14 protein-coding genes are annotated in these 14,734 nt (G+C 70.2%); 4 read left to right on the top strand and 10 right to left on the bottom strand.

The window, feature by feature from the left end; all coding sequences use genetic code 11:
- Window positions 1–288 precede the first annotated feature (288 nt).
- On the top strand, window positions 289–1,833 hold the full coding sequence (locus DCE93_RS12050; RefSeq protein WP_108596091.1) for a sugar transferase: 1,545 nt from the start codon (window positions 289–291) through the stop codon (window positions 1,831–1,833).
- 55 nt (window positions 1,834–1,888) lie between these two features.
- On the opposite strand, the gene lhgO is transcribed toward DCE93_RS12050, so the two are convergent.
- A complete protein-coding gene (gene lhgO, locus DCE93_RS12055; RefSeq protein ID WP_338027575.1) occupies window positions 1,889–3,103 on the bottom strand; it encodes an L-2-hydroxyglutarate oxidase in 1,215 nt (404 codons plus the stop codon).
- Window positions 3,100–3,549 carry a VanZ family protein gene (locus tag DCE93_RS12060; protein WP_168186220.1) on the bottom strand — a complete coding sequence of 150 codons (450 nt, stop codon included), beginning with the start codon at window positions 3,547–3,549 and terminating at the stop codon, window positions 3,100–3,102. Before DCE93_RS12060 ends, lhgO begins: the two co-directional genes overlap by 4 nt.
- Window positions 3,550–3,783: 234 nt before the next feature.
- On the opposite strand from DCE93_RS12060, the gene DCE93_RS12065 reads away from it, so the two are divergent.
- A complete protein-coding gene (locus DCE93_RS12065) occupies window positions 3,784–4,437 on the top strand; it encodes an acyltransferase (RefSeq protein ID WP_108596758.1) in 654 nt (217 codons plus the stop codon).
- A 10-nt stretch (window positions 4,438–4,447) separates the two neighbouring features.
- Window positions 4,448–5,374, top strand: coding sequence for a glycosyltransferase family 2 protein (locus tag DCE93_RS12070; protein WP_108596093.1), 927 nt, complete (start codon window positions 4,448–4,450; stop codon window positions 5,372–5,374).
- Between the two features lie 74 nt (window positions 5,375–5,448).
- Here the strand turns inward: DCE93_RS12070 and DCE93_RS12075 are convergent, their stop codons facing one another.
- From DCE93_RS12075 to DCE93_RS12090, 5 genes are all read right to left on the bottom strand, one after another.
- The gene (locus tag DCE93_RS12075; protein WP_168186221.1) at window positions 5,449–6,837 is read right to left on the bottom strand and encodes an O-antigen ligase family protein; all 1,389 of its coding nucleotides are present in this window, start codon (window positions 6,835–6,837) and stop codon (window positions 5,449–5,451) included.
- 7 nt (window positions 6,838–6,844) lie between these two features.
- On the bottom strand, window positions 6,845–7,690 hold the full coding sequence (locus tag DCE93_RS14645) for a hypothetical protein (protein ID WP_168186222.1): 846 nt from the start codon (window positions 7,688–7,690) through the stop codon (window positions 6,845–6,847).
- Complete coding sequence (locus tag DCE93_RS12080) at window positions 7,687–8,388, bottom strand: hypothetical protein (protein WP_108596095.1); 702 nt, start codon at window positions 8,386–8,388, stop codon at window positions 7,687–7,689. Before DCE93_RS12080 ends, DCE93_RS14645 begins: the two co-directional genes overlap by 4 nt.
- A gap of 84 nt (window positions 8,389–8,472) precedes the next feature.
- Window positions 8,473–9,126: a polysaccharide deacetylase family protein gene (locus DCE93_RS12085; protein WP_244284165.1), complete on the bottom strand. Its 654-nt coding sequence runs from the start codon at window positions 9,124–9,126 to the stop codon at window positions 8,473–8,475.
- The gene (locus DCE93_RS12090) at window positions 9,123–9,992 is read right to left on the bottom strand and encodes a glycosyltransferase family 2 protein (protein ID WP_108596096.1); all 870 of its coding nucleotides are present in this window, start codon (window positions 9,990–9,992) and stop codon (window positions 9,123–9,125) included. Before DCE93_RS12090 ends, DCE93_RS12085 begins: the two co-directional genes overlap by 4 nt.
- 75 nt (window positions 9,993–10,067) lie before the next feature.
- On the opposite strand from DCE93_RS12090, the gene DCE93_RS12095 reads away from it, so the two are divergent.
- Window positions 10,068–10,937, top strand: coding sequence for a hypothetical protein (locus tag DCE93_RS12095; RefSeq protein WP_205647432.1), 870 nt, complete (start codon window positions 10,068–10,070; stop codon window positions 10,935–10,937).
- Between the two features lies 1 nt (window position 10,938).
- Here the strand turns inward: DCE93_RS12095 and DCE93_RS12100 are convergent, their stop codons facing one another.
- The 3 genes from DCE93_RS12100 to DCE93_RS12110 form a co-directional block, all read right to left on the bottom strand.
- Window positions 10,939–12,429, bottom strand: coding sequence for a DUF4082 domain-containing protein (locus DCE93_RS12100; protein ID WP_168186223.1), 1,491 nt, complete (start codon window positions 12,427–12,429; stop codon window positions 10,939–10,941).
- Between the two features lie 240 nt (window positions 12,430–12,669).
- Window positions 12,670–14,457, bottom strand: a complete 1,788-nt coding sequence (locus tag DCE93_RS12105) for an asparagine synthetase B family protein (RefSeq protein WP_108596098.1) — start codon at window positions 14,455–14,457, stop codon at window positions 12,670–12,672.
- Between the two features lie 4 nt (window positions 14,458–14,461).
- Entirely contained in the window at window positions 14,462–14,719 is a 258-nt protein-coding gene (locus DCE93_RS12110; protein WP_108596099.1) for an acyl carrier protein, read from the bottom strand.
- Window positions 14,720–14,734 lie beyond the last annotated feature (15 nt).

Genomic DNA, 14,734 nt, shown 5'->3' on the forward strand with positions numbered 1-14,734 from the left:
GCGGGTGAAACCACCCCCCGATCGGGGGAGACCCCGAAAGGGGGCTGCTGCGCTCGCGCGATCACTCGTAGTCTCGCAACTGCGGGACGAGCAATGCTCATGCTCGGTCGGAACTCCTTACCCAGGGCCCGACGCCTCGCAGTACCCGATAGCGCCCAACGCATACCCGAAATGCAGGTGGATACCCGTGAGCGATTCGCTTCAGCGACGGCATTTTCGGCCGTCTTCGCCCCGAATCCGACGTGCCCGAACCCGTTCCCTGCTGCGGCAGAGTCGCGGGGGCATCCGATGACCTCCACCCGCGCGATCCCGTCCCGGCGTGCGCCGGCCCAGCGCGGACGCGCCCAGTGGCGATCGCGGGAACTCGGAGACGTGGAGGCCCCGCCGCGGCTGCGCCGTGTCAGCGAGGCGGCCATCGAGCCCACCGCGTGGGATCGCCGGTTCAGGACCCGGCTCGTCATCACCGACGCGATCGTGGTCGTCGCGAGCGTCGTCGTGTCACTCGGCGCCGCCATCGTGTTCGAACCCGCGGCAACCGCCTCGCCGCTCGCGTTCGGTGTCATCGCCGCGTTCACGGTCGCCACCTGGTTGACCTTCCTCGCGGCCGCGCACACTCGCGACGAACGGGTGCTCGGCATGGGGGCCTCCGAATACCGTCAGGTCGCGAACTCCACCGCGCTCGCCTTCGGCCTGCTCGCGCTCGTCTTCGTCATCACCCGAGTCGAGTTCGCACGGTCGTTCGTGCTCGTGGCGCTTCCGATCGGCCTCCTCGGCATCCTGATCGACCGCTGGCTGTGGCGCAAGTGGCTGCTGCGCCGCCGGGACCGCGGCGACTACCTCTCGCGCGCGATCATCGCCGGCTCCCGGCGAGAGGTCGAGTACGTGGCCCGGCAGATCCTCGAACGCTCAGGCGCGGGCTACCACGTCGTGGGCGCCGCCATCGACGCCCCCGGCCAGTCCTTCATCGATGCCGGCGGCGAGCGCGTTCCGATCGTCGCGGGCCTCGACGAGGTCGCGCAGAGCGCACGGGACCTCGGCGCCGACGCGGTGATCCTCGCGGGCCTCACCCGTGACGAAGACGACTACGTGCGCCGGCTCAGCTGGCAGCTCGAGGGCACTCGGGCCGACCTCGTGCTCTCGAGTCGACTGACGGACGTCGCCGGCCCGCGCATCCACTTCCGGCCGATCGACGGCCTGCCGCTCATCCAGGTCGAGATCCCCCAGTTCGACGGGGGCAAGCACGCGCTCAAGCGCGGGTTCGACATCTTCGCCTCCGCGCTCGGCCTCCTCGCGATCGCACCCGTGCTGATCGGCATCGCACTGGCGATCAGGCTCGATGGTCCGGGTTCGATCCTCTACACGCAGGAGCGCGTCGGCCGCGACGGCAAGACGTTCAAGCTCATGAAGTTCCGCTCGATGATCCCCGACGCCGATCGGGTGCGGGCCGAACTCCTCGAGCGGAACGAGGCATCAGGCCTGCTGTTCAAGCTCAAGGACGACCCCAGGGTCACCCGCACCGGGCGCTTCCTGCGGAAGCACTCGCTCGACGAGCTCCCCCAGCTCTGGAACGTGCTGCGGGGTGACATGAGCATGGTCGGGCCCCGGCCGCCGCTCGCGGAAGAGGTCAACGGATACGCCGAGCACGTGCACCGCAGACTGCTCATCAAGCCGGGCCTCACGGGGCTCTGGCAGGTAAGCGGCCGGTCGGACCTCGATTGGGACGAGAGCGTGCGGCTCGACCTCTACTACGTCGAGAACTGGTCGCTCACCGGCGACCTCATGCTCATCTGGCGCACGGTGCGCGTGGTCGTTCGGCCGGTCGGCGCGTACTAGACGGTCGGCGCGTACCAGAGCGGCGCCGCCCCGCGGCCGAGCGCGAGCCGGCGGGTCAGGCCGCCTGCTCCACCAGTCGCTCGGCGATGAGGCGGCCGATCGGAATCGCCGACGTCGCCGCCGGTGACGGCGCATTGCAGACGTGCAGTTGCCGGGCCGTGCGCTCGAAGAGGAAGTCCTCCACGAGCGTGCCGTCACGGCGCACGGCCTGCGCCCGAACGCCGGCGAACCGTTCGCCGAGGTCGTCGAGGCGCAGCTCTGGCGCATAGCGACGGCACTCTGCGAGGTAGCTCCGGCGCAACAGCGAGTTGCGTGCCTCGACCACCGCGGCGCGACGGTGGCGAACCGCCATGCGCCAGAACCCCGGGTACCGGAGGTAGTCGAACGTATCGGCCGGCGAGATCGCGCCCCGCCGGTAGCCCTCGCGGGCGAAGCCGAGCACCGCGTTCGGCCCCACGGTGATGCGGCCGTCGATCGTCGGGCTGAGATGCACGCCGAGGAAGGGCATCGACGGGTCGGGCACGGGGTAGATCAGGTGTCGCACGAGCTCGGCTCGCCCGTCGAGCTCGAAGTACTCCCCGCGGAACGGGATGATCCGGAAGTCGGCTGGAAGCCCGCCGAGCCGGGCGATGCGGTCGGCCTGCAGGCCGGCACACGCGACCAGCCGCTCGGCACGGTACTCGGCGCCGTCGGCCGTGCGGACGCGCACCTCGCCGCCGCCCGCCCCGCTGCGTTCGTCGATCGACACGACGTCGGCGCCGAAGACCACGCGCACGCCCGACGCCTCGAGCTGGGCCTGCATGGTTCGCGCGACGAGACCGTAATCGACGATGCCAGTTCCGGGCGACAGCACGGCGGCGCGACCGCTGATGTTCGGCTCGAGCTCGGAGAGGGCCTCGGCACCGATGCGCTCGATCTCGATGCCGTTCGCGGCGGCTCGAGCGGCGAGCGCGCCCAGGCGCTCGACCTCCAACTCGTCGGTCGCGACGACGAGCTTGCCGATGCGGCCGAGCGGAACGCCGTTCGCCTCGCAGAACTCGATCGTCGCGAGCCGGCCCTCGCGACAGAGTTCGGCCTTCAGGGAACCGGGTGCGTAGTAGAGGCCCGCATGCACGACCCCGGAATTGTGGCCCGTCTGTCCGGTCGCGACGGCGTCGGCCTTCTCGAGGATCGTGATCTTCGCGTCCGGAGTGCGCTCGAGCACGGCGCGGGCCGTGGCGAGACCCACGATGCCCGCCCCGATGATGAGGAGCTCGTCGATGTCGCTCACCGCGAAGCATCCGTTGCCGCTCCGACACCGGTGCGGGCCTCGGCCCTCGATCGTCGCACGGCGGTGATGATGGCGGCGATGAACGTGCCGACGACGGCTCCCAGCACATTGGCCACGACGTCGCGAAGGCTCGCCACACGCGACGGGAGGAACACCTGCACCAGCTCGGCACCGGCCGAGAAGGCGACGGCGAGGGTGAATCCGAGCCAGAATCGACGCACTGCGAGACCCAGGATCACCCCGATCGGAACGAAGAGGGCGACGTTGGCGGCGAACTCGATCATGCCGTCTCGAATGCCGAGCCATCCCAGCTGCTCGCGAGCCCACAGCCCGATCGCCCCGACCGAGCCGCCGAAGGAGACCGGAAGGAGGAGCAGGAGGGCGGCGAGCACGACGTACCCGATGAGCGCCCAGCGCAGCCATCGCGGACGTTCCAGTTCCAACATTCGCCTCGTCTCGCGTCGCCCCTGGCAGCGATCGGCGCGCGGCACGATCCCTGCCATCCTCCAGCTTCGTGCCAACGGGCCGCGCGCGGCATCCCCACTCTGAGGGTGACCCGCTTTGGGGGAGGTGGAACGACGGCATTCCGCGTATCGTCGCTCGAAGCAGCCATCGGTCCATGCGCCGAACGGCGTCGGACACCCGAATCCCGCCGAAGGAGCCTCCCGATCATGCCGGCGATGCCTGATGACGTGAACCTCGATCACGAGCCGGAAGTGCGCGTCGCGGCGAGCGCCCAGATCGACCCCGACTGCTCGATCGGCGACGGCACGACCGTCTGGCACCTGACCCAGATCCGCGAGCGCGCGGTGATCGGCGAACAGTGCACCATCGGTCGGGGCGTGTACATCGGGCCCGGCGTCGTCGTCGGCGACCGCTGCAAGGTGCAGAACGACGCCCTCGTCTACGAACCCGCCTTCCTCGAGGACGGCGTCTTCATCGGCCCCGCGGTCGTGCTCACCAACGACGAGTACCCGCGCGCGGTCAATCCCGATGGAACCGCCAAGACCTCCGACGACTGGAACAGCGTCGGCGTGACCGTGCGCCGCGGGGCCTCCATCGGCGCCCGCGCCGTCTGCGTCGCTCCGATCACGATCGGTCAATGGGCCCTCGTCGCGGCCGGGGCGGTCGTGGTGCACGACGTGCCGGACTACGCGCTCATGGTCGGCGTGCCCGCCCGCAGAGTCGGCTGGGTCGGCACGGCGGGTGTGCCGCTGCGGCATGACGGCGGCGACCAGTGGATCTGCCCGCGCACCGGGGAGCGCTACGAGGAATCCGACGGAGTCCTCTCGATCGCGCCGGTGAACGGCCGGCATCCGCTCCGACCCGTCTGAGACGCGCGCCATGACCGAGCCCAGCATCGCCATCTGCGTCGTCACCTACAACAGCGCCGACCTCATCGAGGAGTTCGTCGGATCGCTCGCGGCGGGCGCCATCGGCACGGACTGGCACCTCGTCGTCGCCGACAACGCCTCGGCCGACGGCACGATCGCCGAGCTCGAGCGCTGGGCCCCCGATGCCACGGTCGTCGAGGTGGGCGAGAACCGCGGCTACGCCGCGGGCGTCAACGCCGCCGTTCGCGCCGCCGGACCACGGGACGCCTACCTCATCGTGAACGCGGACGTGCGGTTGAGTGCCGGATGCCTCGCCGTGCTCTACGCCCGACTCTCGCCCGAGATCGGGATCGCGGTGCCTCGACTGCTCGACGCCGAAGGCGAACTGATCTGGTCGTTGCGGCGAGAGCCGACGCTCGCGAGGGCATGGGCCGACGCGCTGGTCGGCGCCGAACGGGTCGGCGCCTCGCCCGTGTTCGGCGAGATCGTGACCGACCGACGGCTCTACGATGCGGCCCGCAGCACCGACTGGGCCGAGGGTTCGACGCAGCTCGTCAGCTCGGCGTGCTGGGCGGCGTGCGGCGACTGGGACGAGTCGTACTTCCTCTACTCCGAGGAGACCGAGTTCGACCTGCGTGCGAGGGACCTCGGCTTCGCGACCTGGTACGAGCCGCGGGCGACCGCGATCCACCTCGAGGGCGGGTCCGCGGACTCTCCGCGTCAGTGGTCGTTGCTCGTCGCCAACCGGGTTCGACTGTTCCGGGCACGGAACGGCCCGGCGGCGACCGCGGTCTTCTGGCTTGCGACCGTCGTGCGGGAATCGACGCGGACGCTGCTCGGCAAGCGGGCGAGCAGGGCGGCGATCCAGGATCTGCTGAGTCCGCGGCGCCTCCGCCAGACGCGGAGTCCGGAATGGCTGGGGGGCGTCCGCGTCTGAGGCTCGCCGCTCGCCGCTCGCTGGTCGCTGCTCGCTGCTCGCTGCTCGCTGCTCGATCGGCGTGCGCCGCGCGATCAGCTCAGACGACGATTCGCCGCTGGAACGAGGGCCGAACCGAGCGCCGCATCCGCGGCACCGATCGTTCGGACGCTGCCGCACAGGCCGATGATGAGGAACAGCAGGCCGCCGGCCATCGGGAAGGCCAGTCCGTCGAAGAAGGCGAAGAGCAGCGCGACCGTGAACACGGATGCCGCCAGCGCGTGCCCGATCAGGCGCACATCCGCCTGCCCCGACTGACGACGAGCGACCATCGCGCTCCAGATGGCCGTGAAGATCACCGCCGCGAAGGCCAGGACGCCGAGGATCCCGAGCTCGACCGCGATGAGCACCCACTGGTTGTCGAAGATGTAGTACCGCGGCAGGAACGTGCCGAATCCCGCCCCGTAGAAGGGCGAGGCCGCCACGAACTCGGGGGCGCGCTCGAGGCCGCCGGTTCGGGACTGCGTGCTCGGGTCGTTCGCGGCGCCGACGAACAGCGACGACGTCAGCGAGAAGAGGCCGGGCACGGCGACGATCACGGCGACGACGAGCGTGGCCCCGCCGCCGATGACCCAGCCACGCGCGCGCCGCGGGAACGCCGGGATCATGAGGAGCGAGGCCACGGCCAGTCCGATGATCGCCGACCGCGAGACGCCGAGCAGGGCCGAGATCGCGATGAGCGCCACCGGCACCCACCAGATCACCGACCCCTTGCCGCGTTCGAAACGGAAGCCGTGCGAGATCCCGGCCGCGATCACGAACGGCAACGCGGCGTTCAGCGCCGTCGCGTACTCGAGGGGATGCAGCGCGGTGCCCGAAGAGCGGGCGAACCCGCCGCGTTCGGCGACGCTCCCGTCACCGCCCTCGATGCCGCTGAGCCCCGGGATCGACCCGAAGAAGTCGATGAACGACTGACCGGACACCGCCTGCGCCACGCCGAGCCCCGCGAGCAGGCCGGCGGCGATGCCGATCCGGCGGAGCATCCGCTTGAGGTCGTTCATGGTGCGGATGCCGTCCATCGCCGTGAACAGCACGCCGGCCCACGACAGCAGACGGATGACAGCCGTGGTGGCCGGGCTGATCTGGTCGGCGGGCTGGCCGCGGAGCATCGCGGCGGCGAAGCTCACGAGCGCGATCACGAGGAGCGCGACGAACGCGAACCGGATGGGCTGCGATACCGGCGCCACGTCGAGCGCCTGCGCCTGCAGTCGCGAGATGACCCACCAGCCGAACAGCACGACGCCCCACACGAGCGATGGGCGTCCGAGTTCGCCGAGCGCCGTGATCCTGATCGCCGAGGGCACCGCCATCAGCAAGACCAGGTAGACGGTCAGGAGCGTGACGGCGTCCACGCCGCGCCAGGCGATGATGCCCTGGTGCTCGAGCGCTCGGACCGGCCGCCACGGGGCCTCCGGTGCCACCATGTCGGCCTCAGCTCGACCGTGGCGTGGGGGGCGATGCCGGCCACCCTTCGAGCACGGAGGAGTCGTCGTCGCCGTCGGAGTCGTCGGACCTGTCGGACTCGTCGGGGTCGTCGGCGGGCCGGGACCTCGCCGACGTTCGAGGGGGACGCGGCGCATGGTCGTCGCTCGGCCCCGCTGCGTCGTCGTCATCGCCGCCACCGGGTGTTCCGGGGTCGGGGTGGTCGGCACCCATCCAGTCGACGGCCGCCCGACGCCGGCGCCCGCGGATGCTGAGCCCATCGACGAGGGCGGCGAGGAGGAGGGCGAGCACCGCGATGACGACGCCCACCCCGGCACTCGCGACGATTCGGCTGCGCTGCTGCAGCACGCTCTCGTCGTCGATCGTGAGCGGCACGACCGTGATGCGATTGTCGGGGAGGATCTGTTCGCTCTCCTGCAGCTCGTCGAGCACGATCGCCGTGCGATCGACGAGCTCGGCCAAGACCTCCTCGGCGACCTCATCCGACTTCGCGGTCACGGTGATGAGGATCACCGGTCCGGACGTGGAGCTGTCTCGCAAGATCTCGACCTCGACGTCGGGATGCTCCTTCGTGATCTCGCCGATCACGTTCTCCGCTCCGACCGCGCGCACGAGCACGTCCGCGGGCTGGGAGAGTCCGCCGAGGAAGAGATACGGGTTTCCGCCCTCGGGCAGGCTGACCGCACCGGGGAGGAGCAGCTGCGTCGCGCTCCGCTCGTAGCCGGGGCTCACGAGGAACCACGCCGCGAACGCGGCGCAGGCGGCGATGATGATGCCGGGAAAGACGATGTACCAGCGTCTCCAGAGGCCGCGTAGGGTTTCGGCGAGGTTCACGTTGTCTGCCCTTCCAAGAGTCGGCTGGAGGGGCGCCCTGCGGGCGCCCTCCGCCGGGTCCTTCTGGCCGAGCGCCATCGCTCGACCGTCACGCAGAGCCACCCGCTCACGATGAGCGCTGCGGCGAGCATCGCCACACCCGCGGACACCATGCCGCTTCGTGTCGCGGCGACGTGCTCGATGTTGAGGGTGAGGGGGACGACGGCGGCCGTGATCCGCGAGCCGGGCGCCGCCACCGCCGACTGCTGGGTCTCGGCGACCTCCAGCACCCGGTCGACCAGTTCGGTCTGCTTCGCCTCGACCCATTCGCGGGTGCGCCCGACGATCTGGATGTCGATCTCGGCTCGGGGATAGTACGGCATCCACTGGTTGCCCGCGTTCGGCAGCCCGACGATCACGCCCTCGCGGACTCCGGCGCCGTAGAACGGTGCATCGTCGGTCGAGTACCGCGCCGGCGGGCGGCCGTTGTTGATCTCTTGGGCGACGGTCCCGGCGAACGCGATGATGCTCGTGTCCCTGATTCCGTTCGACGGCTGCAGGCTGGTCGCCGCCGGCAGCATGAACGAGACGACCGTGCGGGTCGTGTAGATGCCTCCGTCTTGGGCCAGCATGACCGTGAGGAGGCCGGTGCCGGTGAGCAGGAGGAGCGGAATGTACCAGTGCCGGAGCATGGCGATCAGAATCTCTCGAACGGTCACGATCGCCTCCTCCCACCTGTCATCGCGGTACTAGGGTACCGACACCGGCCGTAAAACCGATCATGCCTCAAATCGGCGGGCTGATCAGCGAATCCGCTTCACCATGCTGGCGATCGCATTGCGAGCGTCCCGGGGCCCCGGCGAGTGCGAGACGATCTGCCGGATCGTCTCCGCCGTGTCGTGTTCGGTCACGCTGTATCGCGGCTGGAGCCAGGCGGAACTTCGCGCCGGGAATCGGTCGCTCGTGTAGACCGTGCGGTACCCGGCGTGCCTCAGCCGCCCGAGCAGTCGCCGGTCGTACCGACCGAGCGGCAATGCCGCCTCCTCGATCGGCCCCCTGCTCGCCTCGGCGAGCGCCTCGCGGGCGTCGAGGAGCTCGCGCCGCGCCTCGTCGTCGTCGAGCCCGCGCCACGGCACGTGCGACCACCCGTGATTGCCGATCGCCATGCCCGCGTCGCGCAACTCGCGGAGGTCGCCCGGGCCGAGGCTCGCCGGATCGTCGAGTCTCCCGGCGAGCGCGAAGAAGGTGGCCCGCAGGCCGCGTTCCCGCAATGCGGGGAGGCCGACCTCGAGGTCGGATCGGTTTCCGTCGTCGAAGCTGAGACGGACGTGAGGATGCGCCTGGACGACGTCGAGCACGTCATGGAAGACGTCACGCGCCATCCAGTAGTGCGCCTCGCCGGGCTCGCGCTCCCGCCCGGGGGTTCCGATGCCGTGGAAGCACACGTGGATCGTCACGACTGGGTTCCTTCGACGGGGCTGCCCGCCCGGCCTCGAGTGCTCTCGTCACGCCCCCAGGCGCCGGCCTTCGCCGCACGTCGCGCGAGCAGGGCCGCGGTCACCGTGATCGCCAGGTAGGGGATGGCGGCGAACGCGAGCCGCGGTGCGGGCAGCACCACGTCGCGCAGCCAGGCCCAACGGTCGGACGGGCGCACCTGCACGTCGACCTGACCGGAGGCCGCAGCCGCACGCAGCTGCGCGTTGCCGCGCCGCACCCGCACCAGCCGGCGGAGCAGGTCACGGGTCGTGAACGGGGTTTCGACGACGACTTCGACGTCGCCGGCCTCGACCTTCTCGCCGTCCGTGAACTGGGAGTCGAGGAACAGGTCGTCGGCGATCAGTGCGGGGAACGTCGTGAACCTGGCGCGACCGGCCTCCGACACGGCGATCGTGCCACGGCCGAAGAGACCGCGGCGGAACGCCGGGAGTCGCTCGTTGATGGTGAAGTACGCACGAACCGGCCAGGGCCGGCCGCCGATGTCGAGTCGCCGCCGGGGCACGACCACGAGCGCAGCCGGGTTCTCGGAGAATCGTTCGAGGATCGCCGCGAGGCCGCCCTCGGGCACGACGATGTCGGCATCGAGGTAGATGCGAGGAAAGCCGGTCGCGATCGCATCGCCGGCGTTGAGCGCTCCGGCCTTACCCGGCTCCGGCCGGTCGACGACGGTGACCCCCGGCCGATCCGCCACCTGCGCAGTCCGATCCGTGCAGCCGTTCGCGACGACGATGACGTCCCAGTCGACGACGTCCTGCCGAAGGACGGCATCGAGGACGGGCCCCAGAACCCGTTCCTCGTTGTGCGCGGCGATCACGACGCTCGGCATCGGATTCCTCCCTGATCATCGACTCAAGGAGCAGGATACCGGGGCGCCCTCACGGGTGCGGGTACGATTCGGAACATGGATCGTGCCTCGGTCGAACTGCGACCCATCCGCGATGAGGATGCCGAGGTCATCGCAGCATTCCTCCATGCGCATCTCAACACTCGCGTGCCCGTCGCCGGCTGGCGGAGGCTCCTGTCGCCGCCCTGGGAGACCGACTCCCCCAACCACGGTTTCCAGCTCGTCTCCGACTCGGCCGTGGTGGGCGTCTACGTGGCCGTGTACTCGCGGCGCCCGGGCGACCACGGGCGGTTGCCGGTCTGCAACCTCGCCGCGTTCTGCGTGCTGGAGCCGTATCGGGTGCACAGCTTCCGGCTGCTTCGCGCGATCATCGGGCAACGCGGATACGACTTCACCGACCTGTCTCCGAGCGGCAACGTCGTCGCGCTCAACGAGCGACTCGGCTTCGCGCGGCTCGACGGCCGCACGCGTCTGACGCTCAACCTGCCCGCGCCGGGCCGGCGGGGCATCCGCGTGTCGGATGACCCGGCGGTGATCGAGCGCGTGCTCGACGGGCAGGACGCCGTCGTGTACCGGGACCATCGCGCCGGCGCCGCCCGGCACCTGGTCGTCGTCGGCGACGACGGCGAATACAGCTACCTCATCGTGCGCAAGGACCGCCGGAAGGGCATCCCCGTCTTCGCGACGCCGATCCATGTCGGCGGCAGCCGCCGGCTGCTCCGCGACGCCTGGCCCCGGGTGCGATCCCACCTGCTGCTGCGGCACGGTGCGATCGCCACGCTCGCCGAGCGGCGGGTCCTCGGTTTCGAACCCTCGCTCGGCGTCGACGTGAGCGCCCCCCGGCCGAGGATGTTCCTCAGTCGGGGGGCGCGTACAGAAGCGGAGGTCGACTACCTCTACAGCGAGCTCGCGCTCGTCGAGTGGTAGCTCAGTTCGCTGCGCGAACCGCCGTTCCGTCTTCCCAGGTGTTGTTGGTCCACACGTTGCCGGGCTTCGAGGAGTCGAACGACGTGATGGGGCCGAAGGCGCCGCACTTGCCGTTGCTCCCGCGCTGCCAGACGTTGTTCGTGAACCTGATGTTGTTGGTTCCGCTGGAGTACGGCTTGCCGGCAGACGACCCGCCGTAGGCGCAGTATCCGCCCGAGCCCGCGATGAACAGGTTCCCGTCGATCGTGTTGTTCTCGACCACCGCGAAGTCGCCGTAGCCGGTCAGCGCGGCCGAGCAGCCGGCGTCCGGCGGAACGTCGGGGGCGTCGCAGGCGATCGTGTTGCCACGGATCACGCTGTTCGCACCCATGCGCACACCCGACTCGTGGTACACGCCGGTGTCGTCGCGGAACTGGCCGTGCAGGTACGACTTCTCGACCGTGCAGTCGAGCGCGCAGTTGACCGAGCGGTTGCCGCCGGTCACGTGCACGCGCGTCGCGGTGAACATGCCGTCGCCGATGCCGGTGCCCGGGCGGGCGCCGATGTTGACATTGCTGTCGGTGATCGTGAACGACGAACGGCCGTCCATTCCGCCGCTCACGGTGCCGTTGATCACCGAATTGCTGATCACGACCCCTTGGGCCCGGATCGAGAGCGAGCAGTTGACGGTGCTCGCGTTGATGACCGTGCCTGCGGTCGTGATCGTGCACGGGCCGGAGTACGGAGTGAGCGCGGTGCCCGCGGGCACTCCGGTGTTGGCCGCCGACGGGAATCCGGTGGACGGCTTCGGTGTCGGAGCCGGTGTCGGGGTCGGAGTGGGCGTCGGGGTCGGAGTGGCCGTCGGCGTCGGCGTGGGCGCCGGCGTTGCCGTCGGAGTCGGGGTGGCCGTCGGCGTCGGAGTCGGCGTTGCCGTCGGCGACGGGGTCGGCTTCACGGCGGCCGGCTCGTACAGGACGTCGACCCAGTACTGGCTGTTCTTGTACGTCTGGGTCGGGAACTTCGTGCTCCGCCCGTAGGCGTACACCCCGCCGCTGCCCTCGATGCGCAAGGCCGCACTCGTGCTCGTGCTCTTGTAGTCGTGCGTCGCCGCATACCGCCCGTTGGGGGCGTAGTAGGAGACGACGTAGCTCTTGCCGGCCGCCAGGGCCACACCCGGGGCGAACCGGGCGGTCTGCCAACCCGACGAGGTCTCGCCGCTGAACGTCACGCTCGCGAGCTTGACGCCGTTCGACGACCAGAGGGATCCATTGTGCGACGACGTCGCCCCCGGAACCTTCCAGAAGCGCATGCCGGTGGCCGTGCCGTTCTCGACGACAGTGAACTTCGTACCGACCTCGACGCCGGCGCTGTCGGTGTGATCGACGAGACGTGTCGGCTCCGTGCCGAGCAGGACCGCTGCCGAGGCGGGAGTCGTCGGCGCCCATGGCAGAGCCGGTGCGATCAGCACGGCGCCGATCGCGAAGACTGCAAGCACGCGGGCGAGACGGGACATTCGTGGTGTGGGGGCGACATGACGTGCTCTGAAATGAGAGCGGCGCATAAAACGTCCTTTTCGAATCTGGGGTCCTGCACATCTGCCGCCGCGTGATCCGCTGGGATCGTCGCCGAGGTACTCGCGTGCTGAGCAGCCGGTACCCCGAACGGGGGCACACGGACTCAATTAGACCCGATGGTGTTCCACCCGCGCAAGGATACTTGAGCAGTTCTCAAAGAAAATGGCGACGCCCTCAGTTCAGTCCGTCGAGCCCCCTGCGACGATGAGGTTCGTCAGGAACCCCACGGAACTCGGCCGAGGCTGTGAATCACCTCCAAGCATGGAATCGACCCAGTCTCGTCGGACGAAGTCGAAGATCGGCGCGTCCGACACGAGTTCGGGATGCGACCGCCAGTGCTCGACGACCTTGTCGGCGAGCACGGCACCTCCGGCCGGGGGCCGGTTGCCCCGCCGCAGGCGTTGCACGACCTTCTTCGCAGCCCGACGACCGGTGCCCACCGCGCGGGTGGTCAGTCGCCACGGACTCGGATCGGCGTAGGAGACCGGCGCCGGTCGGCCCTCCAGCGGGATGCGGCCCAGTTCGGGGTCGAGTTCCACCTGCAGACGGGCGAGGAACCTCGAGTGGGCCTTGTCGTCAGGCCGCAGTCGCGATGCGATGGAGATGAACTGCTCGTCGAGCATGGGGTTCAGCACCACCCGCTGATACCCGACGGCGGTGTCCGTGGCTCCGGCCCATCGCTGCATCCGGTGCCGAACGTAGAGCTCGTCGGTCGCGCGGAACCACTCGGCTCCGGCGGCGGTCATCGCGGCGTACACCTCGGCTTCCGCAGCCCGACGGGCCCATTCCGCATATTCCGCATCGAGCATGCCCGGCTCGACCGCTTCGTTCGCGAACATCCGCCACGCCGCGAGCTGCGCGACATCCGCTCGCGTGTAGGCGCGATCGTGCACGGGCCCGACGTAATAGAAGCCGCGGGCGACCTCGCCGCCGAGACCCGAGATGCGCACGCCCTGGTCGAACGCGCCCTCGGCGACGGTGAGGGCCGCGAGGGCGATCGGATCGCTCATCGCGTCGAGCTTGATCGATGCGGCCCGCGCGTGCGCCCAGGCCTCGGCCGGTTCGAGCCCCGCGAGGTCTGCGAGGTCGTGGACCTCGTGCCGAAGCCCGTCTCGTGCGGCGAGTGCCGACGCGACGACGACATCGCCGCTCCCCGCGATGCCCAGCGTCATCGCCCGAAGGCCGCGGCGGCGGGCCGGCGGCACCGCACTCAGGAGGATGCGGGAGTCCTGCCCGCCGGTGAGCTGCAGCACCGCGTCGGGATGGTCGTCGAGCAGCGCCTCGAGCGACGTCCGCAGCAGTGCGGCGGCCGAGCTGACGGCCTCGTCGATCGACAGCTCCTCATCGCGACGGCCGGCGGCGGCCTGGAGTCGGACCCCGTCGGCGTTCAGCTCGGCCGTCGCCCCCGGGGGCAGCTTGTCGATGCCCTGGAACACGGTGCGCTGGCCGAGCTGCCAGCCGAGCAGCGACTGCACGGCCACCGCGGTCGAGTCGAATGCCGTCCGCCCTGCCCGACCCGCCCGGGCCGCCAGGATCGCCGAAGTCGAGAGGACCGACGTGCCCGTGTGCCCGGGCGTGCTGTGGAAGAGCTGCCGGAATCCCATCGAGTCGGCGATCATCGACACCCCCGCCGCACTCGCGCGCACCGCGGCGAACGGAGGCAGCAACCGGGCCAGCGCACGGGGGTCATCACGCAGGGCGCCGGCGATCTCGTCGGCGGGGACTTCACCGCGTGCCCGCCGCCGCACCTGGGACAGCGCGAAGGATGCCTCGCCGGACGAGCCGGAGGAGCTGGACGAGCCGGGCGAGCCTGACGAGCCCGGCTCGAGCGGCTCGATGCCCCAGTACGCGAGCTCCGCCGGACCGGCGAGGATGCGGGCGGTCTGCGACGCATCGCCGACCGCACCGTCGAGCGCCGCGCCACGACTGATGGCGAGGAAACCCGGGAGCGCGCCGTGCGGACCCATGGGACTACCGGGAGGCGAGCTTCGCGTCGACGAACTCGGTCAACGCGCCGACCGTGTCGAAGAGCTCGGCACCGAACTCGTCATCGTCGATCGTGATGTCGAAGCGGTCTTCGATCGCGGCGACGAGCTGCACCACGCCGAAGGAATCGAGCTCGGGAAGAGCCCCGAACAGCGTGGTCTCGGGCGTGAGGTCCTCGGGGCGATGCTGCAGCTCGAGGGTGTCGATCAGCACGGCGCGGACGTCATCCATGGTGTCGGTCATTTCGCTCCTTGTTCG

Origin of the sequence: Agromyces badenianii, assembly GCF_003070885.1 — a bacterium.
In the GTDB taxonomy this organism is placed as follows: Bacteria; Actinomycetota; Actinomycetes; order Actinomycetales; family Microbacteriaceae; genus Agromyces; species Agromyces badenianii.